This window comes from Myroides gitamensis, assembly GCF_029894455.1.
Taxonomy (GTDB): domain Bacteria; phylum Bacteroidota; class Bacteroidia; order Flavobacteriales; family Flavobacteriaceae; genus Flavobacterium; species Flavobacterium odoratum.
Genome location: NZ_JARYHN010000001.1, coordinates 1,046,631 through 1,071,172, shown reverse-complemented (window position 1 = coordinate 1,071,172; position 24,542 = coordinate 1,046,631). Strand labels below are relative to the sequence as shown.

The window sequence follows — 24,542 nt, the reverse complement described above, 5'->3', positions numbered from 1 at the left end:
ATTATTTTTTTTCAATCTCTTCAAAATCAATATACTCGCCAACTACTTTGGTCGAACGTGGAAATTTGTCCTTCCCGTCTGACGATTGATTCGTATAATTAGGTTCTTCTTGAGTTGATCTATTATTTTGCTGATAAAAATCTTGCTGTTGCTGTTGAAAATTTCGTTCTACTTTTTTTGCCATTTTATAGACAAAAAGTGGAAATAAATAACGCATCGCAAATTTAAAAGCATAATAAATCACTACAATGATGACTAAGGTTCTTAAAAAACTTCCAAATGATGCTATATCCATACTTTACCTTTTTTTTCAAAAATAACATTTTTTTCCATCATCTACTGCCATCAATTCTTAAATAATTGATAAATTAAACCTAGTCTTTTTCAGCCTTCCACGCTTTATAGCCTCCAGCTAATTCAATTACATCAAATCCTGCTTCTTGCATTTTTTCAGCTGCAGCTGCACTTCTCTTCCCGGATTGACAAAAGATATAAACAGGTTGTTTTTTATCCAATTGTTTGATATTTTTTGAAAAACCTTCGTCTAAAAAATCAATATTGATGGCATTTAAAATCGTACCTTCTTTGTATTCTTTTGGTGTACGCACATCGATTAGCTGTACTTTTTTATTCGCAATTTGCGATTCAAAAGCAACTGGATTTACTAATTCTTTCGCTTTAACTTCCTGAGCACTAACCTTAAAAAATGAAAACATTAGTAAGATAGCTGTTAAAATTATATTCTTCATCTTATTTTTAATCTAAAAATTTTTTAATCAAGTGACAAATATCAGTATTATTCTTTTTGATTCCTGTTACATTTGTTACAAATATACGAAAAATGGCTACCCCTCTGATACAAAAATACAACGTACCAGGACCTCGTTATACGAGTTATCCTACTGTACCCTACTGGGACGAAACAAGTTTTTCCCGTGATAAATGGTTGAAAAGCGTAAAGGAGACCTTTGATCAAACCAATGAACAAGAAGGTATTAGTCTATACATACACTTACCTTATTGCGAGAGTTTATGTACGTTTTGTGGTTGCCATAAACACATTACCAAACGCCATGAAGTTGAAGTTCCTTATATCCAAGCCATATTAAAGGAATGGGAGTTGTATTGTAATATTTTAGTTGACAAACCCATCATCAAGGAAATTCACCTTGGAGGTGGAACCCCTACTTTCTTTGCTCCTGCGCACTTGCAGACTTTAATTGAAGGTATCTTATCCCGTGGAATCAAAGCAGAGGGTTATGAATTTAGTTTCGAAGGGCATCCTAATAATACCACAAGAGAACATTTACAAACTTTATATAACCTCGGTTTTCGAAGAGTTAGCTTTGGCGTACAAGATTATAATCGCGAGATACAGAAGGCCATAAATCGTAATCAAACGTTTCACGATGTCGCTAAAGTAACTCTTTGGGCCAAGGAAATGGGGTATACTTCTATTTCCCATGATATTATATTTGGTCTGCCTTTTCAACAAATTGAGCACGTAATTGATACGATTGAGAAAACGAAATCGCTCTCACCTGATCGTTTGGCTTTTTACAGCTATGCGCATGTGCCTTGGATTAAAGGAAATGGGCAACGCGGATTCAAAGATGAGGATGTACCAAAAGATGAAGAAAAAAGAAAAGCTATACGAAATTGGTAAAAACTTGTTAGAAGAAAAAGGTTACATCGAAATTGGTATGGATCACTTTGCGTTGAAAACAGATTCTTTATACAAAGCAATGAATACCAATAGCATTCATCGAAACTTTATGGGATATACTTCTTCTAAAACAGATTTGATGATTGGCTTAGGGGTGTCTTCTATTAGTGATAGTTGGACTGCCTTCGCTCAAAATGAAAAAAATATAGGAGCCTACTACGAAGCTTTAGCTAATAATGAGATTCCAGTAGTCAAAGGACACATTTTAAATGAAGAAGATTTGATAATTAGAAAACATATCCTACATTTAATGTGTAATTTACAAACGGATTTAACTAGCGATTTACATTTGATTGATTTTACTCCTATGTTAGAGGAATTAAAAGAGATGGAAAATGACCAGCTAATTACCATTCAAAATAATGTAATTACCATCAACAAATTAGGCCGTGCCTTTGTACGCAACATTTGTATGGCGTTGGATTTGCGCTTACAACGCAATAAACCTGAACGCGCTTTATTTTCTATGACTATTTAAGCTATACTATGAATAAAAGAATTGAAAAAATAACCACCTATCTTGTTTTGTTGCTACTTGTATATGGCATTTATCAATTGGATATCGATCAATTATGGTCGATCCAAGTCAATTGGTTCTCCTTTTTAGCCTTTTTAGTTTTCTTTTGCTATTTGATATTTTCATTGAAGAAGGCTGCAAAACAACAAGATTTACAAAAAGGAAAGTAAGTAATTTAGGTAGCTCTTTGTCCTTATGACAAACGAGTTACTACTAAAATAACAAGACGACGATAAAAGCCTATTTTTATCGTCTTTTTTTTTATTTCAAGCCTTATTCGAATGGATTTATTCTTGTTTTTTTCTTACTTTCGTTCTGTAAAATTGAGATAAACATATCCCCTAACTAGGCTTAAAAGAGACTCTTTTAACACAAGAAAAGAAGATAAAAAAAAAAGCTACAGTTGGAAATTAATGTTGTGTCGCACCAAAACAGCAAATATGAACAAAGTAACACCCTCGTTTATCCTTCCTGTTCTTTTTATCGGATTTTTAGTTTGGCTTCTAGCCACTTTAGCATTTCGTTTAGCCGGACAGTTCTTCTTTCTCACAGAGTCTCCTACAATTTTATCAATCCTGTATCTAATTGTCGTTCCTTCCATGATTTTCCTTTCTTTATTCACGTTTAAGAAATTCAATTTAGACGGATTTGAAAAAACAGCAGCAGGAATTCTTTTGGTATTACCAGGTATGCTTATCGATACATTTGCCATTCAGTTTTTTGAGGCAATCTTTCCCAATATGCCAGCAACGAGAGCTGCTTCTTTTGGTTCTTGGTTGATGTGGGCTTATTCTATTGTGTTAGTTACTGCTATAATTAGTGGAATTCGTCCAAAACAAAAGTAAAATCATCATTTATCAATGAATAAATACAAAAAAAGGAGAACGATACCGCTCTCCTTTTATTTTGATGTTTGTATTTTAATACCATTCTACTAGTGAAATTCCGATACCAATGGTGGTTTGATTCCAGTTGTAATCAATCATGGATTCGCCATAACCATTATTCATCACAAAGAATGCTTTGAGGTTATTTTTGATGGGATAGGTATAGGTAAATTCATGAAATCCTTTATAATGTGAATTCAAACGCATATTGTTTCGCATCATAAAAGTAAAGACTTGTCCATTTCGTTGGTAAGCAACTGTTACTTCTCCTTTACCTGCATATTCTGTGATACTTGCATTATCGTCACTTTTGTTCTTTTCTTTCAATCGCATCCAAGGTTTAACCATGAATGTCCAATCGTTATATTCCATACCCAAATGAAAAATTAAACGATTCCAACTTCGAGAACTCGGTTGACTTTTCCCATTGGATTGATGATTAAAAGCTATTCCTGCCATCTTGAATTTAAGATTTGACAAGGACAGATCTAGTGGATAGTTAAAAATAACCTCTGGTTCGTAATTGAGCTCTCTAAAAGGTCGAGATACTTTCTCATTATACGCTTGCCAGTTCGCTGTTTGCGTAAATGCCAACCAGATATCCCCTTTACCAAACAAGAGCCCTTCCATCACTTTTGTTTTAAAACTCAATTGAAAGCGTATTTCAACCTGGTTGTAATCAATGGCATCTGGTTGCCCCATGTGCTCACTAAAGCTAAAAGGCTGATCATTGGGTTTACTACTCCAACGTGCAGGAAGCAAATACACCGGTTTATAAGGAGAAATCGTAAACGTTTTACTCCTTGCAGTAGGAGCTAAATCCCATCGCTCAGTTAACGAGTGTGATTCTGGCACACCAAATAGGTTATCACGGACAGATTCTTGTTCCTGTCCATAAGTACTTCCTATCGTGGCTAACGCCATGCACCAACTTATTATTTTACCTTTCTTCCTAATCATCTCCTACTCAATTTTATTGTCTATCTAACTCTAGTACGATGTTACGTTCAAGCCATTCCCTTGTTAAAACAAACTACTTTGCCCGTCTTCATCAATGGTAATATCTGGTAAATTCTCTACATCATAGGTAATTACTTCCTCCTCTTCAACTACTTCTTCATAAGGTAAAGACTCCAAATGATCGATTTGTTTTACTTTGTCAGCCGTTAATTGGTTACCTAAAGCTTTAATTCCTTTAATCGCTATAAACTGCTCTAAATCAAGAACTAAGCTTTCTTTCTGCACTCCTTTTACTTTAGCAAAAACAACTTCTACTACAGGGCGATAATCTGTTGAAATCAACTCCAATTTTGAATTCTCATGTTCAGAAATAAACACATCATCTCTATTTTCATTTTCAACTACAAATCGTTTCACGTAGTATCTTGCTTTCTCACCATCATAATAAATAGCAGAAATAGGTTTCGTTGGCTTCCATTTTTCCAAAACAATCATATCCTCATCAAAATGCGTAGTCAATTCAGGAACAACTGTTTTGACTCTTCCGCTTTGAGTGATGATCAACAAGCGATCTTCTGGTTTGAATTCTCCAAGTAAATCTCCTCTTCCTTCTACATTCAATCTTCTTACCGTATCATCATACCAAATTTTGCGCGGACGCAAGGTAGAAATTCCCTTTTCTTTGAGTTCAATTTTCTTGATGGCGTATTTCGTAACCAAGTTTCCTTTTGCAATACGTCCTTTAATCAATAGATCTGCAAAATCAACATCGAATTTCAATTTCTTGACATTACTCAATTGACGCAACAAAATCGTTACGACTTCCGCTTCCCCATTAGGATTGGCAGAGAAATACAAGATTTGAGAACCTGTATTTCCTTGCGTTAAATCGTATACTTTGTCACGGGTAATGCTCATTACGTTAAAACGCTTGATATACGTTGGACCTGATTTTCCATCGCGGTAAATCAAGTTATAAATGGTGCGCTTATCGTTTTTGGCAAATACATCAATATGAATGATATCTTTCCCTACGAAACGCTTCTCTTCCACTTTTGAAATCACCATCGATCCATCGCGTAAAAAGACGATAATATCATCAATATCCGAACAATCGCAAACATATTCATCTTTTCGCAACGAAGTTCCAAAGAACCCTTCTTGTCTATTGACATAAAGTTTCGTATTTCTCAAAACTACTTTCGTTGCTTCAATGGTATCAAAGCTTCTCAATTCCGTTTTACGCTCTCTTCCTTTACCGTATTTCTCTTTCAAGTTAGTAAAGTACTTGATAGCGAAATCAATCAAGTGTGCTAAATTGTATTTCACTTGTTCGATTTCTCCTTCTAAAGATTCAATTTGTTGATTGGCTTTATCAATATCAAAACGAGAAATACGCTTGATTCGAATTTCGGTCAATCGGATAATATCCTCCTGTGTAACTGCTCTTTTCAGATGAACTACAAAAGGTTTTAGTCCTTCATCAATCGACGAAAGTACCCCTTCCCATGTTTCTTCTTCCTCAATTGCGCGATAAATTCTATTTTCAATGAAAATACGCTCTAAGGATAAGAAGTGCCATCTTTCTTCTAGCTCCCCTAATTCGATTTCCAGCTCTTGCTTTAACAGATCAACCGTTTGATGTGTTGAACGTTTTAGCATATCTGAAACCCCAATAAACAGTGGTTTGTTATCTTGAATGATACAAGCTAAAGGTGCAATAGATGTTTCACAGCCCGTAAAGGCATATAGAGCATCAATTGTTTTATCTGGAGACGTTCCAGGAGGCAAGTGGATTAAGATTTCCACATTTGCCGCTGTATTGTCTTCAATTTTTCTAATTTTTAATTTCCCTTTTTCATTGGCTTTCAATATACTATCGATCAATGAAGTCGTAGTTGTTGAAAAAGGAATCTGCGTAATAACTAAGGTATTCTTATCTAATTGTGAGATACGCGCACGTACACGTACACGCCCTCCGCGCAATCCATCATTATAATTAGATACATCGGCAATTCCCTCCGTTGGAAAATCAGGATATAGGGTAAACGGTTTTCCTTTTAAAATTTTGACTGAAGCATCAATAAGTTCGATGAAGTTATGAGGCAATACTTTCGTCGATAAACCTACGGCAATTCCTTCCGCTCCTTGTGCCAATAGCAAAGGGAACTTTACAGGTAAATTCACGGGTTCATTACGACGACCGTCATACGACAACTGCCATTCAGTAATTTTAGGCGAATAAAGTACCTCTAAAGCAAACTTACTCAGACGCGCTTCGATATAACGCGAAGCTGCTGCTCCATCTCCTGTCAGGATATTTCCCCAGTTTCCTTGCATGTCAATGAGCAATTCTTTTTGCCCTAATTGCACCATAGCGTCCCCAATACTCGCATCCCCGTGTGGGTGATACTGCATCGTATGTCCAACAACATTAGCTACTTTATTGTATCGTCCATCATCCAATTCCTTCATGGAATGCATGATACGACGCTGAACAGGCTTAAAACCATCCTCAATAGCAGGTACGGCACGTTCTAAAATAACATACGAAGCATAGTCCAAGAACCATTCCTTGTACATACCCGTAACCTTGGTAATCGTTTCCTTTTCCTCTTCTTCTTGTAATTCCGTATGATCTTCTACAAACTCCCCATTTTCTAGGTTATTTGGTTGGATATCTTCATTCAAATTATCTTCAGTACTCATAGTCTATTCTTCTACAACATCAAGTTCAACTTTCAAATTATCAATAATAAACTCCTGTCTATCCGGGGTATTTTTACCCATATAAAATTCTAACATTTTTTCAATAGACATCGATTTATCAAGCATCACAGGATCTAAGCGGATACTCTCCCCAATGAAGTGTTGAAACTCATCCGGAGAAATCTCTCCTAACCCTTTGAATCGCGTGATTTCCGGTTTAGGTTTTAGCTTTTCGATAGCTGCTACACGCTCTTCCTCACTGTAACAATAAATCGTTTCCTTTCTATTTCTCACACGGAATAAAGGGGTCTGTAAAATATACAAATGACCTTCTTTGATTAATTCAGGGAAGAATTGCAAAAAGAATGTAATTAATAGCAAGCGAATGTGCATTCCATCGACATCGGCATCCGTTGCGATTACGATGTTGTTGTAGCGCAAGCTTTCGAAATCTTCTTCAATATCTAATGCTGCTTGAAGCAAGTTGAACTCCTCATTTTCGTATACAATCTTTTTGGTCATTCCATACGAGTTTAGTGGTTTACCACGTAAACTAAATACAGCTTGGGTATTCACATCTCTCGATTTGGTAATCGATCCAGAAGCTGAATCCCCTTCCGTAATAAAAAGAGTACTTTCTAAATATCTTGGGTTCTTGATGTCTGTTAAATGCACGCGGCAATCGCGTAATTTACGATTGTGTAAACTTGCCTTTTTTGCGCGTTCTTTGGCAATTTTTCGAATACCAGATAACTCCTTGCGTTCGCGTTCCGCTTGCAAGATTTTGCGCAACAACGCATCGGCAATTTCCGGATTTTTATGCAAGTAATTATCTAACTGCGTTTTAACGAAGTCATTCACAAACGTTCTTACCGTTGGCAAATCAGGTCCCATATCCGTTGAACCTAATTTTGTTTTGGTTTGCGATTCAAAGACAGGCTCTTCCACTTTTACTGAAATAGAAGCCACGATAGACTTACGAATATCCGATGCTTCAAAGTTTTTGTTGTAAAACTCTTTTAATGTACGAACCAAAGCCTCTCTGAATGCACCTAAATGCGTTCCTCCTTGCGTTGTATTTTGTCCGTTTACAAACGAGTAGTACTCTTCTGAATATTGTGTTTTGCTATGGGTAATAGCCACTTCAATATCATCACCTGTTAAGTGAATAATTGGATAAACTTGATCTTCTGCATCGATATTTTCATTCAGCAAATCCATTAATCCATTTTCTGAATAAAACTTTTCCCCATTGAAAATAATGGTTAGTCCTTTATTCAGATAGCAATAATTTTTGAGCATACGCTCAATATATTCTTTGCGGTACTTGTAGTTTTTGAAAATTTTCTCGTCCGCAATAAACGATACTTTCGTTCCTTTGCGTTTCGTAGTTTCCGTTAATTCCTCTTCGTTCACCAAATCACCTGCTGAGAATTCAGCTGCTTTTTGTTGATTATCACGAACAGAAACAACGCGGAAATAATTAGATAGAGCATTCACGGCTTTTGTACCTACCCCATTTAGACCAACAGATTTTTTAAACGCTTTCGAGTCATATTTCCCTCCTGTGTTCATTTTCGACACTACATCGATCACCTTTCCTAACGGAATACCACGTCCAAAGTCACGAACCGTAACCATTTTGTCTTTTAATGTAACTTCAATAGTTTTTCCTGTGCCCATTACAAACTCATCAATACTATTGTCAATTACCTCCTTGATTAGGATATAAATCCCATCATCTGGAGACGATCCATCACCAAGCTTACCGATATACATACCCGGACGCATACGGATATGTTCCTTCCAATCTAAAGAACGAATATTGTCTTCAGTATACTGATTTTGATTTTGCATATAATTTGTTGGAATTTGTGCTAAAATACTACTATTTAAACTAAAATAAAAATGATAAAAATTTGTAATTATCGTTTTTTTGCTACCTAAACTTTCTGTTCTTCAACTGTTTTGATAGCATTTTTATCAATTTCTAAAGAAAATTGCCCTGGTCTGATTCGCTCACCGAATAACAATGCATAGTTTTTGGTAAATTCTGCCCCAAAATACAAAATCATCGCAGAATAATAAACCCACATCAACATTACAATAATTGACCCTGCAGCACCATATAAAGAAGAAGTAGCGGTTGTTCCTAGGTAGATTCCAATCCCCCATTTTCCAATCATAAACAACACCGCTGTAAAAGCTGCGCCTACAAAAGCATCTTTTAACCGTATAATACCGTTGGGCAATGTTTTAAAAATAAGAGCAAATAAAAAGGTGATCAAAACAAAGACAATGGCATTATTTAAAACCTTAACTAGATAAATTGTTGATTCTGCAAAAAACTCAGCCAAGTAATCGTATAAAATACTAGCCAGTGAATTGATGAGTAAACTCACTAACAATAAAAAACCAACAGAAGCAATCATAGCGAAGGAAAGCAAGCGATTTTTTATCATTCGAATGACACTTTTTTCAGGTTTTGCAACAAATCCCCAAATGTAATTGATTGAACTTTGTATTTCTGCAAATACTCCAGAAGCACTAAAAAGCAACATGGCTATTCCAATTACAGTAGGCAAAACACCTGATCGATTCAGGGTTACATTGTTCATGGCATTTTCTACTTCTCTTGCCGTATTTGGTCCGACTAAATCTGATACTTGTTGGTAAAAGAATGCAGAAACGTCTTTTTCTTCTATAAAAAAGCCTGAGGCTGAAATAATTAGAATAATCAAGGGAGGCAAGGCAAAAATGGTATAATAGGATAGTGCTGCACTAAACTTAGTTGCTCTATCATCTAAAAAATCCATCACTGAATCCTTCAACAAAGTTCCTATTTTCTTAAAGGGTATATGTATCATATTATTTATAGTGCCTCAATATTCCTTGATCATGCAAGGTCCACAAAGCTGCTTTTTGGTTAATTTGTTTCAATCCTTGATTTACCCAGGTGTTACAAGTATAGAATAAACTATAGCTTCCCCTAGCTTCATAAAACGCATCTGACTGATGATATCCTTCCACTTCAATGCGTTGATATGCTCCTTCTTTTTTGTCAAAGCTCGCATCAATATAATGCACCAATGCTTGATATTCGGTTGTAGACAGCTTTACTTCTACCGTATTTTCATCTAGCACAAATGCACCATAAGCCGTCACGTGCATAGCTGATTCCCCAACACCTGATAATGCACTTAAAGCGGTGGTCATACGCAAATCGCTCCAGGAAGGGGTATCGATATAAAATCCTTTATCTCCCCAACCGAAAGCCAACCACTTGGCTCGATTTAGCGGTTGCTCCACTTTTGTACGCCAATCGATGACCTCATGAACCACTGGCACGACAAAATCGGTATGTACACCATTGGTTGACAAATAGATAGTCACTTCATCTTCCGTTGCTTGTCTTTTTTCGCTTCCCCCTGTACTAGGCACGAAAGACAATCCATAGAAAACTGCCCCGTAAACCGCAACAAATGTAAAGAAACACAGGGTAAACACTTTTAAAAAATGTGCGATTTTTTTTAGCATATTCTACACAATCAAAACCTAAATATACAAAAAAAGAGAGGTTTTGTAAACCTCTCTTTCTTCAATTCTTCTTCTATTATTGTTATACATTAAAGCGGAAATGCATTACATCACCATCCTTAACAATATATTCTTTACCTTCTACTCTTAACTTTCCAGCCTCTTTTACTTTTGCTTCAGAACCAAACGCTACATAGTCATCATAAGCAATAACTTCAGCGCGAATGAATCCTTTTTCAAAATCAGAGTGAATTACTCCTGCAGCTTGTGGTGCAGTATCTCCAATATTAATCGTCCAAGCTCTTACTTCTTTTACACCTGCTGTAAAATACGTTTGCAATTTCAACAACTGATAAGCTGAACGGATTAATTTTGATGAACCTGGTTCTTCTAAACCTAAATCTTCTAAGAACATCTGACGCTCTTCGAATGTCTCTAGCTCTGTAATATCTGCTTCAGTTCCAACAGCCAATACAATTACTTCTGCATTTTCGTCTTTCACTAACTCTTTTACTTGCTCAACATAAGCATTTCCATTTACCGCTGCTCCTTCATCTACGTTACATACGTATAATACTGGTTTTGTAGTAATCAATTGGAAAGCTTCTAACAATTCTTCTTCGTCTTGATTTTTTGCTTCTACTATACGAGCCGATTTTCCAGCTAATAATGTCTCTCTGATTCGCTCTAATAAATCTGCCTCTACTTGTGCTTCTTTATTTCCAGTTTTAGCCGCTTTTTTTACTTTATCTAAGCGTTTTTCTACTGTATCAAGGTCTTTCAATTGCAATTCGATATCAATTGTTTCCTTGTCGCGAATAGGGTTTACTTTTCCATCTACGTGTACAATATTATCGTTATCGAAGCAACGCAATACGTGAATGATCGCATTACACTCGCGAATGTTTCCCAAGAATTGATTCCCTAATCCTTCACCTTTACTTGCTCCTTTAACTAATCCAGCGATATCAACGATTTCTACTGTTGCTGGCAAAACGCGCTCTGGATTTACCAATTCTTCTAATTTTAATAAACGTGGATCTGGAACGTTTACAACCCCTACATTGGGTTCAATCGTACAGAATGGGAAGTTAGCGCTTTGTGCTTTTGCATTTGATAAACAATTGAATAGCGTTGATTTTCCAACATTAGGCAATCCTACAATACCTGCTTTCATATCTTTAGTAACTTAGTATCTTTTTATAATGGTTGCAAATATATTCAAATTTTACAGAAATTCTTCTATAATCCGCTACATTAAAAGGAAGAATACCTTCTAAAAACGCAAACCACCCCTTTTTAGTGCTGAAGTTTCCCTTCAATAGCAGAAAGATTGTACTTTTGTGTTTGATTCAATTTATCGTCTATGTTACTTGAAACCCTTCAAATTAAAGAGATTCATACCCCGCCCTATCCCATGCATTTACTTTTACTTGCGGATGAAACAGTAGAGGCTATTGAACAGTACTTGTATGATAGCCGCGTCTATAGTGTTTGGCATCATGAGGATGAATTGGCTGTTTTTTGCTTGTATCCCCAGGATACAACTTGTTTAGAAATTAAAAACATCGCCGTTAGCACAACCTACCAAAATCAACATATTGGCAGCTTTTTAATTGAGAAGATTAAAGAAATTGCACGCCAACAGCAGTATCAAACCCTCGTTGTCGGAACTTCCGACACAGGAGAGGCACAGATTCGGTTCTATGAACGCAATGGGTTTGTGCAATACGACAAACGCAAGAACTTCTTTATCGACCATTATCCTGAACCTATTTTTGAAAATGGCAAGCAAATGATTGATATGGTTATGTTACAATTACATATTTAAATAAATTAAAACAACTATTAAAAATCAAAAAGAGAGTATCTCGAATAAACACTCTCTTTTTAATATATACAATTTTATGAAATCCTGATTTTACATCTATTTATTTTACTTATGCTCTAACTCCATTTTTTTGTTTTTTTAGTCTATGAAATATCATAAAAAACCTTCATCAACAAGTAATTCAGAAACTTCCGAAACCAATCTTATGGCTTAAGAACTTATCATATTCAACAACATCCTTGTATAAACCTATTTATTACTCTACTTTTTAACTCGCTGTCGAATCATTGGATTGGTTATCAATAAACTTTTTACCTCAAAAGAGACAAAAGTATAGTTGAATAGATTTGGATCGTATCCTATGTCCGTTGGAGTAAGCGGTATTGTTGGCTGAGAATTTTTATTTATTATTACACCACCCAAAGTTTCTCTAAATCGAACTTTGGCTTGATTATAAACACCTCCTCGATTTAAATCTTCTTGTGTCAGGGTATATTCTAGTGTATATGTCCAAGTTTCGCCTACGTCCAAAACATTATCTGCATTGATACTCTTTTGAGGCATTGCTGTTATAGTACCCCCGAGTAATGGATCGATTAGTACAATTGAATACAAATTAATTCTTCCATTATTTACAAGTTTTATTTTATATGTAATTGTCTCTCCAATTTGCACAAAACCATCAGCACTACTATTCGTCAGAAATCCATCTTTGACAAAACTCAACGACTCAGTACCAAATACAACCGCTTGATTTGTTTTAATATTATTACACCCTATCGCTAATCTATTGTTATCACATTCATAATGTGCATCAGTTGAGAGAACATTATTTTGATTCGTTGCATCTGGACCCTCTACATTACTAGAACGAAGAATTGCCACTGTATCCAATGCTGTATTAAATCCGAATGCTGGTCTCAATCTATCTGTCTTAACTCCAAATATCCGTCCGTTGACATGACTTGAGGTTCCATTGGGAAATACAATATGATTCGCATTTTCAGGATATGCTCTTCCTCCGTTTGCATATATTGGTTCATAATAATTCCCTCCTGGAGCTTGATTAGGAAGTTTTGAACCCGCTAATTCAGCTATACGATTCGGAATATTCCCTTTTTGCCCATCAAAGGAAAGAGAAATTTCATTTCCACTTGGGTCAAATAAGAAAATTCGAGGATTACTATTTCGTTGTGCATCAGTTGCTGTTGCAATCGCAATTTGCTCTCCTTCTTCTGCATATGCATAATGCACTCCCTTTGGATGAGGCATAAAAGATGGAACTGCGTTATCATCTGAAAAATGTCGAAAATGCAACACACCTCTTCCACCAATTGCCCCTACAGGATATAAATCTTTTGATCCTTCCGCCCACACACTTTGCATACCAAGTAGCACACAAAAAACCACCAGCATCAAGATGTGTAATTTTCGTATTCTATTATATTTTCTTTGTATCATCTTTCTTTCAATATTTATTACTACCTCATTTTTTCGAATCTCCTTTCTTATACTACAGAATAAGATTTTTCAGATAAGTCCCCCTATTTAAGAACAAATACAATATTCATATAAGAATTTGGTGAAGCATTCGATTTAACCTTATAGGTTAATTTACCATTTGCATTAATTGAGAGATTTTCAAATACTTCTTCATCATAATACGTTACATAATAATACATATCCCCTTTACTTAGTACTGAAATATCAGCTGGCGCTCCATTACTACCAACAATTCCTCCACTATATATCATCGGTACTGTCCCCGCAGGACCATGTGAAATAGGATATGAAACAGCTGTAGCAACAGTTTTTGATCCTCCTGTGAATTGATTTACATACTCTTGATATAGATCACGAGTTGCAGTCCCTGTAACGCTAGTGTCAAAAATAACAGCGGGCATATAGAAGAAATTAGGAGCAACTTGAGTGCGATCTTTCCATACTGGTTTTCTATCTACACCTGTTATCAAAATCTTATTGGGTTCGGCTTCTTCCATATCAATAGGTTTAATTGTACCATCTTGAATATGAGCCGATGTTACCGTATTATTATTTAAGGTTAGTTTTAATGATTTTAATACTGCCTTTTCGACTTCAGTATCTAATACACCGCCGACTAAAACACCAATAACCCCATCTGTCATCAACGACTCTCCAGCCTCTTGTAAAACTGTAGTTAAGTCAATTAATTCTTTTATGATTTGACCATTTACTTCACGAACAACATAAAAAGCTCCGTTTTCATATACAACATTACCATAGATGTCTTTCAATTCATTAGTAATATTGGTAATGAATTCTTCTTTACTGGCTAATTGAGTAATAAACGCTTGATTATCGACTAAGTTTGTAACAAATACATCATTGTTAGCAATGGATGAAATTGCTAAATAAATACTATGATTCTTTGTGTCTGTAATTATCAACGATTCTTCCCCATTAAGATTGGGATTAGCACCAATCGTAAAGCTATTATTCATTCTATCCGTTATACTATCATCCGACGATAAACGTACCCATTTATTGCCTTTCCAATAATAAAACCCTGAAGGTAAAGTAGTGTTCCCTACGTGATAAACTAACAAACTCTCCCTCATTTCTCCAACAATAGGCGATTGATCATCTATTGCTACTAACTCAATTCTAGGTAACAATACCCCCTTATTTGATGCCACAACGTCTAATTGTGCTGAATCAGCAAGCGTCTTAGTCCCTAGTCCCGTTTGAGCCATTGCTGAGCCACTTAAAACAAGCGCTACTAGCGGAATTAATTTTCTTAACATATTTCTTTATTTTTTAATATTACAATTCTTAATATTCATAGTAAAACACTTAAAAACCACATACAAATATCAGGAATAATTAAATTTTATTTAACAATATTAGATTTTTAACAAATAAAACTACATAAAATTGTTAAAAACAAAGAAAATAAAAAAATAAGGATAAATCTCACTTAGTAAGTAAACAACATATAACAAGGTAAAATATAGGTTATATTTTGTGATTTACTAGCAGAAAAAGCAGCTTCAGAAAGCAGCTAAATCGCAAATTAAAGAGGAGTAAGAATAGAAAAAAATCAGTTTAATGACTAATTGTCATTTTCCCTTTATAAAATCATTACTTTTTAGCGTAGTATAAATTGGCAAGTGATATCAAATTGTTAAAATTACATTGAAGCACGATACTCATCAATTCCATTATTCTCTTGAGAATTAAAAAAAGCCTCTCTTTTGACAGTATTTTAAAAAAATACCAGAGCCGAGCGAAATAAGAATAGCCCGCTGGAGCTATATCGACTAATGATCTTAAAATAGCTTTATTTAATCAACGTACGAGAACGAAATAAACAGAACTACTTAATTCTACTATTTGAGCGAAAAAAGTCGTTACCACTTTTTATAAAGCATAAAAAAAGGCTATCGCAATGCGATAGCCTTTTAAATTTTATATTATTTGAAACTGTTAATCTTCTTCGTCAGCAATTTCTAAATCTTTTAATGCATCTAATGAATCATCTGCAGGATCTACAAAATCATCTTCATCCTCGTCATCGAAGTTTTCAATACGATCGGCTAACTTAGTACTTACTTTAACTAGATAGATGGTGTCTTCTGTTCTCACTTCAACAGCCTCAACAGTTTCGTTTTTAATATTTTTAAAACGAATAATATCTGAATCGTCATAACCATCAGGAAATTTTTCCACTAATAGTGTCAAAATTTCGTTTGTTAATTTCGCGTAATCAACAATTACTCTCTTCATTTTATATTTATTGCTTTATTTCGTTTTCAAATGTAATAGCTAAATCCTAATTAACAAATAAAATGCCAATTATTTTATCAAGATTTTTTATCTATTCATTAATGACCTAAAATGTATGCAAACACTAATGGAGCCACAATTGTTGCATCTGATTCAATTACGTATTTCGGTGTATCAATATCTAATTTACCCCATGTAATCTTCTCGTTAGGCACAGCCCCAGAGTAAGATCCGTATGATGTTGTAGAGTCAGAAATTTGACAGAAATACGCCCAGAAAGGAACATCTTCCCATTCTAAATCTTGGTACATCATTGGTACAACACAGATAGGGAAATCTCCAGAGATACCTCCAGCGACTTGGAAGAATCCAACTCCTTTACCTCCAGAATTAGCACGGTACCACTCTGTTAAGAAGATCATGTACTCGATTCCAGATTTTACTGTATGTACGTTTAATTTACCTTTGATTACGTTTGAAGTAAAGATATTACCACAAGTTGAATCTTCCCATCCAGGAACAACAATTGGTAAGTTTTTCTCTGCTGCAGCAACAATCCAAGAATCTTTCGGGTCAATTTCGTAGTATTGTTCTAATACTCCTGAATTTACCACTTGGTATAAGAATTCATGCGGGAAATAACGCTCTCCTTTTGCTTCAGCAGCATGCCATACGTCTTCTAAGTGTTTTTGTAAACGACGGAATGCTTCTTCTTCTGGAATACAAGTATCTGTAACGCGGTTATAGTGATTGTCTAATAATTCTCTTTCTTGCTCTGGCGTTAAATCTCTATAGTTTGGTACTCTTTTGTAGTGAGAGTGCGCTACTAAATTCATTACGTCTTCCTCTAAGTTAGCTCCTGTACAAGAAATAAAGTGAACTTTATCTTGACGGATCATTTCAGCTAATGAAATACCTAATTCTGCAGTACTCATTGCTCCTCCCATAGAGATAAGCATTTTTCCACCTTCTGCTAAATGCAATTCGTATCCTTTTGCAGCATCTACTAATGCAGCAGCATTAAAGTGTCTATATTGATGCTCAATAAACTGACTAATTGGTCCTTTACTCATTTTATTAATCTTTTATATTTTATTGTTTATTTATTTTTGTTGTAACCTAATATTTCTAAAACTTCATCTGCCGTTTGTTGTTCAGAGAACAATTCAGAAGCAATGATTCCATTTTCATCCTTATCAATCAAGATGTGTTTTGGTTGTGGAATTAAACAGTGGTGAATTCCACCAAATCCTCCAATCGTATCTTGATACGCTCCTGTATTAAAGAATCCGATATACAATGGTTTCTCTTTGTTGTATTTTGGCAAATAAATCGCGTTCAAGTTTTGTTCTGAGTTGTAGTAGTCATCACTATCACAAGTCAATCCACCTAACAAAATACGCTCATACGCATCGTTCCAACGGTTAATTGGCAACATAATGAATCTTTTGTTAATTGCCCATGAATCAGGTAATGTTGTAATGAAAGAGGAATCAATCATATTCCATTTCTCTCTGTCATTTTGTTGTTTTTGGTACAAAATTTCATAGATCGCACCACCACTTTCTCCAACAGTATAAGATCCAAACTCTGTAAAGATATTTGGCACATCTACTTCAGCTTCCTCACAAACAATTTTAATTTGATTGATGATTTCATCTACCATGTATTGGTAATCAAATTCAAATGCCAATGAATCTTTAATTGGGAATCTCTCCACCGATATTCAAACTATCTAATGTTGGACATTCTTTTTTTAGTGTAATATACACTTTTAAACATTTCACTAATTCATTCCAGTAGTACGCCGTATCACGGATTCCTGTATTAATGAAGAAGTGAAGCATTTTCAATTCTACTTTTGGATTTTCTGCAATTTGCTTTCTGTAGAAAGGCAAGATGCTTTTATATCCAATTCCTAAACGAGAGGTATAAAACTCAAATTTAGGAGATTCTTCTGATGCAATACGAATACCAATTTTGAATTTCTTCTCAATTTGGTCTTGCAACAATTCTAATTCCTCGTAATTATCAATGATTGGAATTGTTTTTTCGTGCTTGTTATTAATCAGATTTGCAATATTATCAATGTACTGTGAACGTTTGAAACCATTACAGATAACGAACGTATCTTTGTTGATTTTACCTGTATCCAATAATCTTTCTACAATGTTTACGTCAAAAGCAGAAGAAGTTTCTACGTGAATATCATTTTTAAACGCTTCATTTAACACATAAGAAAAATGAGAACTTTTTGTACAATAACAGTAGTAATAATTTCCTTTATACTTGTTTTTTTCCATTGCCTTTCTGAAAATTCCTTTTGCTTTTGCAATGTTATCAGAAATTTTAGGCAAGTACGTAAATTTTAATGGTGTTCCGTATTTTTCAACTAACCCCATTAAATCGATATTGTGAAATTGAAGATTATCTTTATTCAATTTGAACTCCTCTTGCGGGAAGTAAAAAGTTTGGTTGATTAAGTCAACATATTTTGTATTCATTTGAAAAGTCAATTTTAAAAGTTATTAATTATTGTAATTTAAACGGTACTACAACCGCTTTTCAAACTCTAATATTGGCAAATACAATAGGAAGCTTGTTTCTAAAACGGAATGAGTTCAGAGCTTCCTTTGAATATTTAATAATAGTATATACAAAATTAGCCTTTTGTTTTCTGACAAAACGCTTAATGTTCCTTCGAGATGAAACACATAATCTAATATATAAAACATCCATTTTCACGAGCGCAAATGTAACAAAATATTAAATCGAATTTCCAAAAACGCGGTTAAAATCGCGACTATTTTAAATAATCCTCGAACCCTTTCACAATCAAATCCTTAGACACCTCTTTATTGTAAGAACACTGCCCGATATTCGCTAGTAAAACCATTCGAATCTCTCCTGCCCTATTTTTCTTATCAAACTTTAACCATTCCACTATTTCTGCAATGTCTGTTTGGGTAAATAATTGTTTCCCATAAATATATTGTATAGACTCTTTGATTTCTTGATAAGTGGTATTATTTAACCCTAAAATAACAGTTGAGATATATGCTTCTACAACCATACCAATAGCAATGGCCTCTCCGTGCAACATACGATTTTTTGTTGGATTTGTCAAATAATAACTTTCCACCGCATGTCCAATCGTATGTCCAAAATTCAATATTTTGCGCAACCCTATTTCTTGAGGATCTTCTTGCACCACTTGGTTCTTAATTACTACCGAATGATAAATCAGCGTTTCAATATCGCCAAAATCGACTTGGGCAATATTTTTCAAGTGATTGAAATAAGCTTCATCATAGATAAGTCCATGTTTCAGCATCTCAGCATAGCCTGATTTCAGTTCTCTTGGGTCTAAAGTTTCCAGATAAGTAGCATCAATAACGACCATTTGAGGCATCGTAAATGTACCAATCGCATTTTTCACTCCTTGTACATCTACGCCTGTTTTCCCACCAATAGAAGCATCAACCATGGCCAAAAGCGTCGTTGGAACCAGAAAGCAGTCAATCCCTCTCATATAAACAGAAGCCACAAAGCCTCCTAAATCAGAAACGACTCCACCTCCAACTGCGATAACCGCACTGTGTCTATCCAGTTCTAAATCGAGCATTGCAGACCAAACGCCCTCACATGTTGCTAAGTCTTTGGCTGTTTCACCAGGTTCAATTTCAATAATTTCAAAAGGAATTGTTGTCGGAAGGTTCGCTAAAAAATGAGGCAAACAAAGTTCATTACAGGTTGAATCTGTTAAAATCAGCAACTTACTGTATTGTTTTTCGTTCAAAAAGTCACCTAAAATCGCATAACTTTCTACGCCAAAATAAATAGGATAATCAGCTGTTTCTACTTTTATCATTTAAATTCATTTTCTACACAAAGTAAAGTATAAATATTTGAATAAAAACTAAAAGAGTAGCTATATTTGCACAACAGTTATTATTAGCAAATAATGAAAAATTTATTTAACAATACAGAAGTAGCTTTTGCACTTAAGAATAATAAGGAGTTAAAAAGAGCTCACTTTTTATTTAAAATGATTAGCAAACCCGCACTTGTAAAAATGGGGTCCTCTTTAGCTAATTTCGCCATCAAAACTCATTTACCTGTAACAGGATTAATACGATCGACGGTTTTTGACCATTTTTGTGGGGGAATCAACGAAGAAGATTGTCTAAGTGTAGTTGATAAAATGTACAATCAGGGAGGTGTTGCGTCAGTATTAGACTATTCTGTGGAAGGAAAAGAAACAGAAGAACAGTTTGATGCAGCCTTAAATATGACCATCAAAACGATTGAATTTGCTAAGGCTAGACCTGATGCTATTCCATTTGCAGTTTTCAAACCAACTGGATTTGGTCGTTTCGATATGTTCGTTAAAAAAGGAGAAGGCAAACCATTTACAGCTGAGGAAGAGAAAGAATGGGAACGCATTGTGTACCGTTTTAATATGGCTTGTAAATTTGCTTACGACAATGATGTTCTTTTATTAATTGACGCAGAGCACAGCTGGATGCAAGATGCAGCAGATGCGATTGTATTGGACATGATGCGCAAGTACAACAAGGAAAAAGCATTGATTTACAATACGGCTCAAATGTATCGTTGGGATCGTTTACAGTTCTTAAAAGATCTACACGTTATTGCAAAAGCAGAAGGTTTCCATATTGGAATGAAAGTGGTTCGTGGAGCTTACATGGAAATTGAAAGAGAACGCGCTGGACAAAAAGGATATAAATCGCCTATTTGTGTAGACAAACAAGCAACAGATATCAATTATGATGCTGGGGTTACTTTCATGTTAGAAAACATGGACTGTATGGCTTTATTTGCAGGAACGCATAACGAAAATAGTTCAAAATTGGTGATGGAGTTGATGGAGAAACACAACATCGCACATCATGACAAACGACTTTTCTTTGGTCAATTATATGGAATGAGTGATAACATCAGTTTCAACTTGGCTAAAGCAAACTACAATGTAGCGAAGTATCTTCCGTTTGGTCCAGTACGCGACGTAATTCCGTACTTAATTCGCCGAGCACAAGAGAATACATCGGTAAAAGGTCAAACAAACCGCGAATTGGATTTGATTGAAACAGAAATGAAAAGACGCAAAATTTAATTGCTGCTTGATATAAAAATAAAGGCGTGTTTCGAAAAGAAACACGCCTTTATTTTTACAACATATTATCTTATCTTTTTGATTACTATGGCATTGCGCAGTTGTCGCTGTCCGAAATGATCTTGTTTTCGATTATCTGAAGGGTAATTAATTACCCCGTGAACAGGAGCGGCTGTATCGCTTGATATCCACATGGTTGTTGATCCTCCTCCATCTATATTCAAAGCTTCTTGCACGGGAAAATACTTTTGAATAAATTCAGTCAATTCCTTAGCACTCATTCCTTCAGCTTTCGTACTTCGCCCATCAACTGTAATCAATAACACTTCCTTTTCCGTTAGTGCAACTGCAGTTCGAGGATGTCGAACGCCTTGATGTCGTTCAGGATTTTCATAATGTAATTGTGTCAAATCTCGATGAGGCGTTTTTACAAAATAAGCACCCACCGGTTTTCCTGCTTCAATTAGAATGGGTGCCCCTGACATGATATTTTCTTCTTTGGCCTTCGCGTAAATTTGATTGTCTCCTCTTAAGATGCGCATTTGGTCTTTTGTAAAAGCTAATGCGCCTTCGTGTTTCCAACCAAACTGATGGTTTTTATCTACTTCAACACTGTCAATCAAAACCTGGTTTATTTTCAAATAAGCCGTTGAATTTCCTTTTGTCAATCCCTTTTCAAAATAAGTTCCATTGATTGCTGCAACAATAGAGGGATCAACCGTTACAGCTTGAGACAAGCTATCTTCAGGCCTAATATCTAGCAGTTCTAATTGCAAAGATTTACTTTTTTTAGGCAATGCTAACACATGAACAGTTTGATAAGCCTCATAAGGTTCATAATATTGACCTACTAAACGATAAAGCATTAAATCATCCGCAAGGCGTTCTTGTTTCCACTGCATATCGTCTTGCAATAAAATGGAGGATTCTTTAGGGAGTACACTTTTACAACTTACAAACGCAAAAGAGAAGCAAATCAAACCTAATACTTGGTTTTTTAACTGATATTTATACATAATTTAAAAATAACGCTGAAATAATACTTCGATATGGGGTTGTACAGCCTCGATCCATCGAGCAAAACCAAGATCGGTAGGATGTACCCCATCTGAAGTACCTTCATGATCGGTGCCCAATAAATATTCGACGTCTACATAGTGTAGGTTTTGAACACCTTGTTGTATCAAGGCTTCATACTCTTTTTTAAACTGCTGATTCTGTGCCATTACTCGTTGACCTATGATTGTATTGAAATACCCCACTTCTCGAATTACAGAAGGAATCATAACAATGGGTACATCTGGATTTTTCTTTCGATACAAAGCGACAAACGCCGCTGTACGTTGTTTTATCTCCTCTACAGAACTATTGGGTACACAGTCCATAATAAATAAATCTACTTTGGGAATATCAGCTAAAAGTGTAGCTACTGTCTCTTCCATCTTAGCGCTTCCTCCAAAACCATAGTTTAGAAACTCATACCCATATTTTCGTTCCAATTGAGCTGGATAAGCCATACCTGGTCGACTTGCGGAAGCTCCTTGTGCAATACTCGATCCATAAATCAAAATACGCTTGTCGTAAGTGGGTTGTATCGCTTTAAAAGTTGCCTCCTCTTCTACTCCTAGCTGTAAATTAACCAACTCGCTATACACAGGAAAATACAAGCGGTATTCTCGATCTTCTCCTGTTAGTTGATCAATAATGATTGCCTCACTACAATCACTTTTTGCATCAGGGAATCCAGAACGAACATATTGATAAGTTGTGCCTACCTTCGCATAGAGGTCCAAGCCTCTTCGATTTACTTCACTCAAATAGGCATAAACCGTCGAAGGTTGAACACACCATTTGGCGCTAATTTGTTTAGCACTGGTTTTAAAGTCAACAAACAAACCTGCACTGTGTCTGCCCGTTTGCTTAACCCCCTTTGGTAACTCTCTGTATTTTAGCGTATCTACTCTAGCAAAAGGTTGATGAATCTCGTAATATTTTACTTTTTTGTCTGTTTGCGCCCCCATACAAAATGAATGCAAACACAGCAGTATACCTATTATTTTTTGCATATAATTCCATTTAAATTATAACTGCAAAACAAGACAATTACTATTAGCTTACTATTATCCTGAGGTTATGAAAGGTCTAAGTTTTTCTATTCGAAGCAATTCAGCAGTCCTACCTATCTTGGTTGATTTCCCCTATATTGCAACATAAAAAAGAGAATGCTTATCAAATAAACATTCTCTCTTTAAACCAATTTATATATAATTACAAACTATCTACTGCAATTAGCTGACCAAATTTTGCCATCTTTCGCATAGGCAATGATCAACGTATTTGCATCAATTTTAATGAGATGAGCTTCATCCGAACCAATATTAATCACCGTATTTTCTCCGTCTTTTTCAAACTTAACTCCTGTTAGATTGGGAATCTTGTCTGAAAAGATAAAATTATAATCCTTGCCAATCTTCACAACCTCTACATTGCCATTCTCAGCATCAATATGCGTTTCTCCTTCCGTATAGGTGATATGTCCTTTATATTTCCCAACAAATAGATCATTATCTGTCGGATCATCATCCTTGCTACATGATAGAGATACAAAAGCGATAATACTACATCCTGCTAGTACCATTCCAATTCTTTTCAGTGTGTTTTTCATAATGTTTTTGTTTTTAGTTACTTAATAATGAAACAAGAATCACACTATTCCTCTATTTTTTACATTTTTTAACATTTAACACCTATTAATCAACCATACAAGCCTTACCTTTTAACAACCTACATTTTAAAGCTGTGGAATTTCTGTAGAAATATTCTACAATTCACACTAAATCCATGCTTCTCCCTTGTGTTTTCACTTTCAATTGCTTTACCTTTGTTTTTTAATTTTGTTTACCATGAGAGAATTTCCCTCTATTCTATTGTCTAAAGATGCTATTGAAAATGATACAGCCCTAGCAGTTGTAAATTCAAATATTTCGGTTGTTAACTATTTACGTCATTCAGAAGTAGGTGATGATGAATTACATCCGGATGCCTTCGCAAGCTATTGCGTTGACTACTATTACAATACCGTAAAAAATGAAGGGTTAGCTGCATTTATACACAAAACGCAGTGGGATTTGGATTTGATTGAAATTATTCAAGCGGGATTAACAGCCATGAATGCAGTTGAACATTTGACTTACTTTGAAAAGCAAATGCGCCAAATGAAGCTTTTTAGTAAAATTAAACTAACTAAGTTTTTACAGCAACCTTTCGAACAAGGCAAAGAAACAAGTCAAGTATTAGAGGATAAGAATTTCCCTCAGGAAGATCTAGTTTTACTAAATGCCAATTGGCTCAAACAACATCCCGATACACAAGTTGTGACTATTGAAGAGATGCAAGAAATCATAACTGATTTTTTAACTGAAGAAGAAGATTAATTGATACTTAAAAGCGGAACAGCTATTACATGCGTT

The 24,542-nt window shown here is 35.2% G+C and carries 20 protein-coding genes and 3 pseudogenes; 6 read left to right on the top strand and 17 right to left on the bottom strand.

Going from position 1 to position 24,542, the window contains the following annotated elements:
- Position 1 precedes the first annotated feature (1 nt).
- On the bottom strand, positions 2-295 hold the full coding sequence (locus M2306_RS04690; protein WP_115090446.1) for a DUF4834 family protein: 294 nt from the start codon (positions 293-295) through the stop codon (positions 2-4).
- A 79-nt stretch (positions 296-374) separates the two neighbouring features.
- On the bottom strand, positions 375-749 hold the full coding sequence (locus tag M2306_RS04685; RefSeq protein WP_259190406.1) for a rhodanese-like domain-containing protein: 375 nt from the start codon (positions 747-749) through the stop codon (positions 375-377).
- A 92-nt stretch (positions 750-841) separates the two neighbouring features.
- Between M2306_RS04685 and hemN the strand changes: the two are divergent.
- The 3 genes and pseudogenes from hemN (at position 842) to M2306_RS04670 (ending at position 3,088) form a co-directional block, all read left to right on the top strand.
- A pseudogene (gene hemN / locus M2306_RS04680) lies at positions 842-2,204 on the top strand (oxygen-independent coproporphyrinogen III oxidase).
- Positions 2,205-2,212: 8 nt separating this feature from the next.
- The gene (locus tag M2306_RS04675; RefSeq protein WP_259190402.1) at positions 2,213-2,413 is read left to right on the top strand and encodes a hypothetical protein; all 201 of its coding nucleotides are present in this window, start codon (positions 2,213-2,215) and stop codon (positions 2,411-2,413) included.
- A 270-nt stretch (positions 2,414-2,683) separates the two neighbouring features.
- Entirely contained in the window at positions 2,684-3,088 is a 405-nt protein-coding gene (locus tag M2306_RS04670; RefSeq protein ID WP_259190399.1) for a DUF5367 domain-containing protein, read from the top strand.
- Positions 3,089-3,163: 75 nt separating this feature from the next.
- Here the strand turns inward: M2306_RS04670 and M2306_RS04665 are convergent, their stop codons facing one another.
- From M2306_RS04665 to ychF, 6 genes are all read right to left on the bottom strand, one after another.
- Complete coding sequence (locus M2306_RS04665; RefSeq protein WP_259190394.1) at positions 3,164-4,054, bottom strand: phospholipase A; 891 nt, start codon at positions 4,052-4,054, stop codon at positions 3,164-3,166.
- 99 nt (positions 4,055-4,153) lie between these two features.
- Positions 4,154-6,799, bottom strand: coding sequence for a DNA gyrase/topoisomerase IV subunit A (locus M2306_RS04660; protein ID WP_259190391.1), 2,646 nt, complete (start codon positions 6,797-6,799; stop codon positions 4,154-4,156).
- A gap of 3 nt (positions 6,800-6,802) precedes the next feature.
- The gene (locus M2306_RS04655; RefSeq protein WP_115090453.1) at positions 6,803-8,656 is read right to left on the bottom strand and encodes a DNA topoisomerase IV subunit B; all 1,854 of its coding nucleotides are present in this window, start codon (positions 8,654-8,656) and stop codon (positions 6,803-6,805) included.
- Between the two features lie 86 nt (positions 8,657-8,742).
- Complete coding sequence (locus M2306_RS04650; protein ID WP_115090454.1) at positions 8,743-9,666, bottom strand: YihY/virulence factor BrkB family protein; 924 nt, start codon at positions 9,664-9,666, stop codon at positions 8,743-8,745.
- Position 9,667: 1 nt separating this feature from the next.
- Entirely contained in the window at positions 9,668-10,336 is a 669-nt protein-coding gene (locus tag M2306_RS04645) for a TIGR02117 family protein (protein ID WP_259190390.1), read from the bottom strand.
- A gap of 82 nt (positions 10,337-10,418) precedes the next feature.
- On the bottom strand, positions 10,419-11,513 hold the full coding sequence (gene ychF, locus M2306_RS04640; RefSeq protein ID WP_115090456.1) for a redox-regulated ATPase YchF: 1,095 nt from the start codon (positions 11,511-11,513) through the stop codon (positions 10,419-10,421).
- A gap of 189 nt (positions 11,514-11,702) precedes the next feature.
- Here ychF and M2306_RS04635 point away from each other — a divergent pair, with 189 nt between their 5' ends.
- On the top strand, positions 11,703-12,167 hold the full coding sequence (locus tag M2306_RS04635) for a GNAT family N-acetyltransferase (RefSeq protein ID WP_259190386.1): 465 nt from the start codon (positions 11,703-11,705) through the stop codon (positions 12,165-12,167).
- A gap of 261 nt (positions 12,168-12,428) precedes the next feature.
- Here the strand turns inward: M2306_RS04635 and M2306_RS04630 are convergent, their stop codons facing one another.
- The 6 genes and pseudogenes from M2306_RS04630 to aroB form a co-directional block, all read right to left on the bottom strand.
- Positions 12,429-13,628: a CLIPPER-2 domain-containing protein gene (locus M2306_RS04630; RefSeq protein ID WP_259190384.1), complete on the bottom strand. Its 1,200-nt coding sequence runs from the start codon at positions 13,626-13,628 to the stop codon at positions 12,429-12,431.
- 83 nt (positions 13,629-13,711) lie between these two features.
- Positions 13,712-14,953, bottom strand: a complete 1,242-nt coding sequence (locus M2306_RS04625; protein ID WP_259190383.1) for a phage tail-like protein — start codon at positions 14,951-14,953, stop codon at positions 13,712-13,714.
- Between the two features lie 685 nt (positions 14,954-15,638).
- A pseudogene (locus M2306_RS04620) lies at positions 15,639-15,935 on the bottom strand (DNA primase); the annotation flags it as partial.
- 98 nt (positions 15,936-16,033) lie between these two features.
- Positions 16,034-17,008: a deoxyhypusine synthase family protein gene (locus M2306_RS04615; RefSeq protein WP_259190380.1), complete on the bottom strand. Its 975-nt coding sequence runs from the start codon at positions 17,006-17,008 to the stop codon at positions 16,034-16,036.
- Positions 17,009-17,034: 26 nt separating this feature from the next.
- A pseudogene (locus M2306_RS04610) lies at positions 17,035-18,439 on the bottom strand (type III PLP-dependent enzyme domain-containing protein).
- Between the two features lie 299 nt (positions 18,440-18,738).
- Complete coding sequence (gene aroB / locus M2306_RS04605; protein ID WP_259190378.1) at positions 18,739-19,806, bottom strand: 3-dehydroquinate synthase; 1,068 nt, start codon at positions 19,804-19,806, stop codon at positions 18,739-18,741.
- A 93-nt stretch (positions 19,807-19,899) separates the two neighbouring features.
- Between aroB and M2306_RS04600 the strand changes: the two genes are divergently transcribed.
- Positions 19,900-21,072, top strand: coding sequence for a proline dehydrogenase family protein (locus M2306_RS04600; protein ID WP_259190376.1), 1,173 nt, complete (start codon positions 19,900-19,902; stop codon positions 21,070-21,072).
- Positions 21,073-21,137: 65 nt separating this feature from the next.
- Here M2306_RS04600 and M2306_RS04595 read toward each other — a convergent pair whose 3' ends face one another.
- The 3 genes from M2306_RS04595 to M2306_RS04585 all read right to left on the bottom strand — a co-directional run bounded on the left by M2306_RS04595 (position 21,138) and on the right by M2306_RS04585 (position 23,737).
- On the bottom strand, positions 21,138-22,088 hold the full coding sequence (locus M2306_RS04595; protein WP_259190375.1) for a phosphodiester glycosidase family protein: 951 nt from the start codon (positions 22,086-22,088) through the stop codon (positions 21,138-21,140).
- A gap of 3 nt (positions 22,089-22,091) precedes the next feature.
- Positions 22,092-23,138 (bottom strand): SGNH/GDSL hydrolase family protein, encoded by a 1,047-nt coding sequence (locus M2306_RS04590; protein ID WP_259190374.1) that lies wholly within the window; start codon positions 23,136-23,138, stop codon positions 22,092-22,094.
- A gap of 209 nt (positions 23,139-23,347) precedes the next feature.
- Positions 23,348-23,737 carry a hypothetical protein gene (locus tag M2306_RS04585; protein ID WP_115090464.1) on the bottom strand — a complete coding sequence of 130 codons (390 nt, stop codon included), beginning with the start codon at positions 23,735-23,737 and terminating at the stop codon, positions 23,348-23,350.
- A 238-nt stretch (positions 23,738-23,975) separates the two neighbouring features.
- On the opposite strand from M2306_RS04585, the gene M2306_RS04580 reads away from it, so the two are divergent.
- Positions 23,976-24,506: a DMP19 family protein gene (locus tag M2306_RS04580; RefSeq protein ID WP_259190373.1), complete on the top strand. Its 531-nt coding sequence runs from the start codon at positions 23,976-23,978 to the stop codon at positions 24,504-24,506.
- The last annotated feature ends 36 nt before the right edge of the window (positions 24,507-24,542 follow it).

What these genes read in the sequence shown, in the direction of transcription:
- M2306_RS04670 (WP_259190399.1), top strand. Translation starts at nt 2,684, where the DNA reads ATGAACAAAGTAACACCCTCGTTTATCCTTCCTGTTCTTTTTATCGGA.
- M2306_RS04615 (WP_259190380.1), bottom strand. Translation starts at nt 17,008, where the DNA reads ATGAGTAAAGGACCAATTAGTCAGTTTATTGAGCATCAATATAGACAC.
- aroB (WP_259190378.1), bottom strand. Translation starts at nt 19,806, where the DNA reads ATGATAAAAGTAGAAACAGCTGATTATCCTATTTATTTTGGCGTAGAA.
- M2306_RS04660 (WP_259190391.1), bottom strand. Translation starts at nt 6,799, where the DNA reads ATGAGTACTGAAGATAATTTGAATGAAGATATCCAACCAAATAACCTA.
- M2306_RS04690 (WP_115090446.1), bottom strand. Translation starts at nt 295, where the DNA reads ATGGATATAGCATCATTTGGAAGTTTTTTAAGAACCTTAGTCATCATT.
- ychF (WP_115090456.1), bottom strand. Translation starts at nt 11,513, where the DNA reads ATGAAAGCAGGTATTGTAGGATTGCCTAATGTTGGAAAATCAACGCTA.
- M2306_RS04685 (WP_259190406.1), bottom strand. Translation starts at nt 749, where the DNA reads ATGAAGAATATAATTTTAACAGCTATCTTACTAATGTTTTCATTTTTT.
- M2306_RS04635 (WP_259190386.1), top strand. Translation starts at nt 11,703, where the DNA reads ATGTTACTTGAAACCCTTCAAATTAAAGAGATTCATACCCCGCCCTAT.
- M2306_RS04590 (WP_259190374.1), bottom strand. Translation starts at nt 23,138, where the DNA reads ATGCAAAAAATAATAGGTATACTGCTGTGTTTGCATTCATTTTGTATG.
- M2306_RS04645 (WP_259190390.1), bottom strand. Translation starts at nt 10,336, where the DNA reads ATGCTAAAAAAAATCGCACATTTTTTAAAAGTGTTTACCCTGTGTTTC.
- M2306_RS04665 (WP_259190394.1), bottom strand. Translation starts at nt 4,054, where the DNA reads ATGGCGTTAGCCACGATAGGAAGTACTTATGGACAGGAACAAGAATCT.
- M2306_RS04655 (WP_115090453.1), bottom strand. Translation starts at nt 8,656, where the DNA reads ATGCAAAATCAAAATCAGTATACTGAAGACAATATTCGTTCTTTAGAT.
- M2306_RS04630 (WP_259190384.1), bottom strand. Translation starts at nt 13,628, where the DNA reads ATGATACAAAGAAAATATAATAGAATACGAAAATTACACATCTTGATG.
- M2306_RS04580 (WP_259190373.1), top strand. Translation starts at nt 23,976, where the DNA reads ATGAGAGAATTTCCCTCTATTCTATTGTCTAAAGATGCTATTGAAAAT.
- M2306_RS04585 (WP_115090464.1), bottom strand. Translation starts at nt 23,737, where the DNA reads ATGAAAAACACACTGAAAAGAATTGGAATGGTACTAGCAGGATGTAGT.
- M2306_RS04600 (WP_259190376.1), top strand. Translation starts at nt 19,900, where the DNA reads ATGAAAAATTTATTTAACAATACAGAAGTAGCTTTTGCACTTAAGAAT.
- M2306_RS04675 (WP_259190402.1), top strand. Translation starts at nt 2,213, where the DNA reads ATGAATAAAAGAATTGAAAAAATAACCACCTATCTTGTTTTGTTGCTA.
- M2306_RS04625 (WP_259190383.1), bottom strand. Translation starts at nt 14,953, where the DNA reads ATGTTAAGAAAATTAATTCCGCTAGTAGCGCTTGTTTTAAGTGGCTCA.
- M2306_RS04650 (WP_115090454.1), bottom strand. Translation starts at nt 9,666, where the DNA reads ATGATACATATACCCTTTAAGAAAATAGGAACTTTGTTGAAGGATTCA.
- M2306_RS04595 (WP_259190375.1), bottom strand. Translation starts at nt 22,088, where the DNA reads ATGTATAAATATCAGTTAAAAAACCAAGTATTAGGTTTGATTTGCTTC.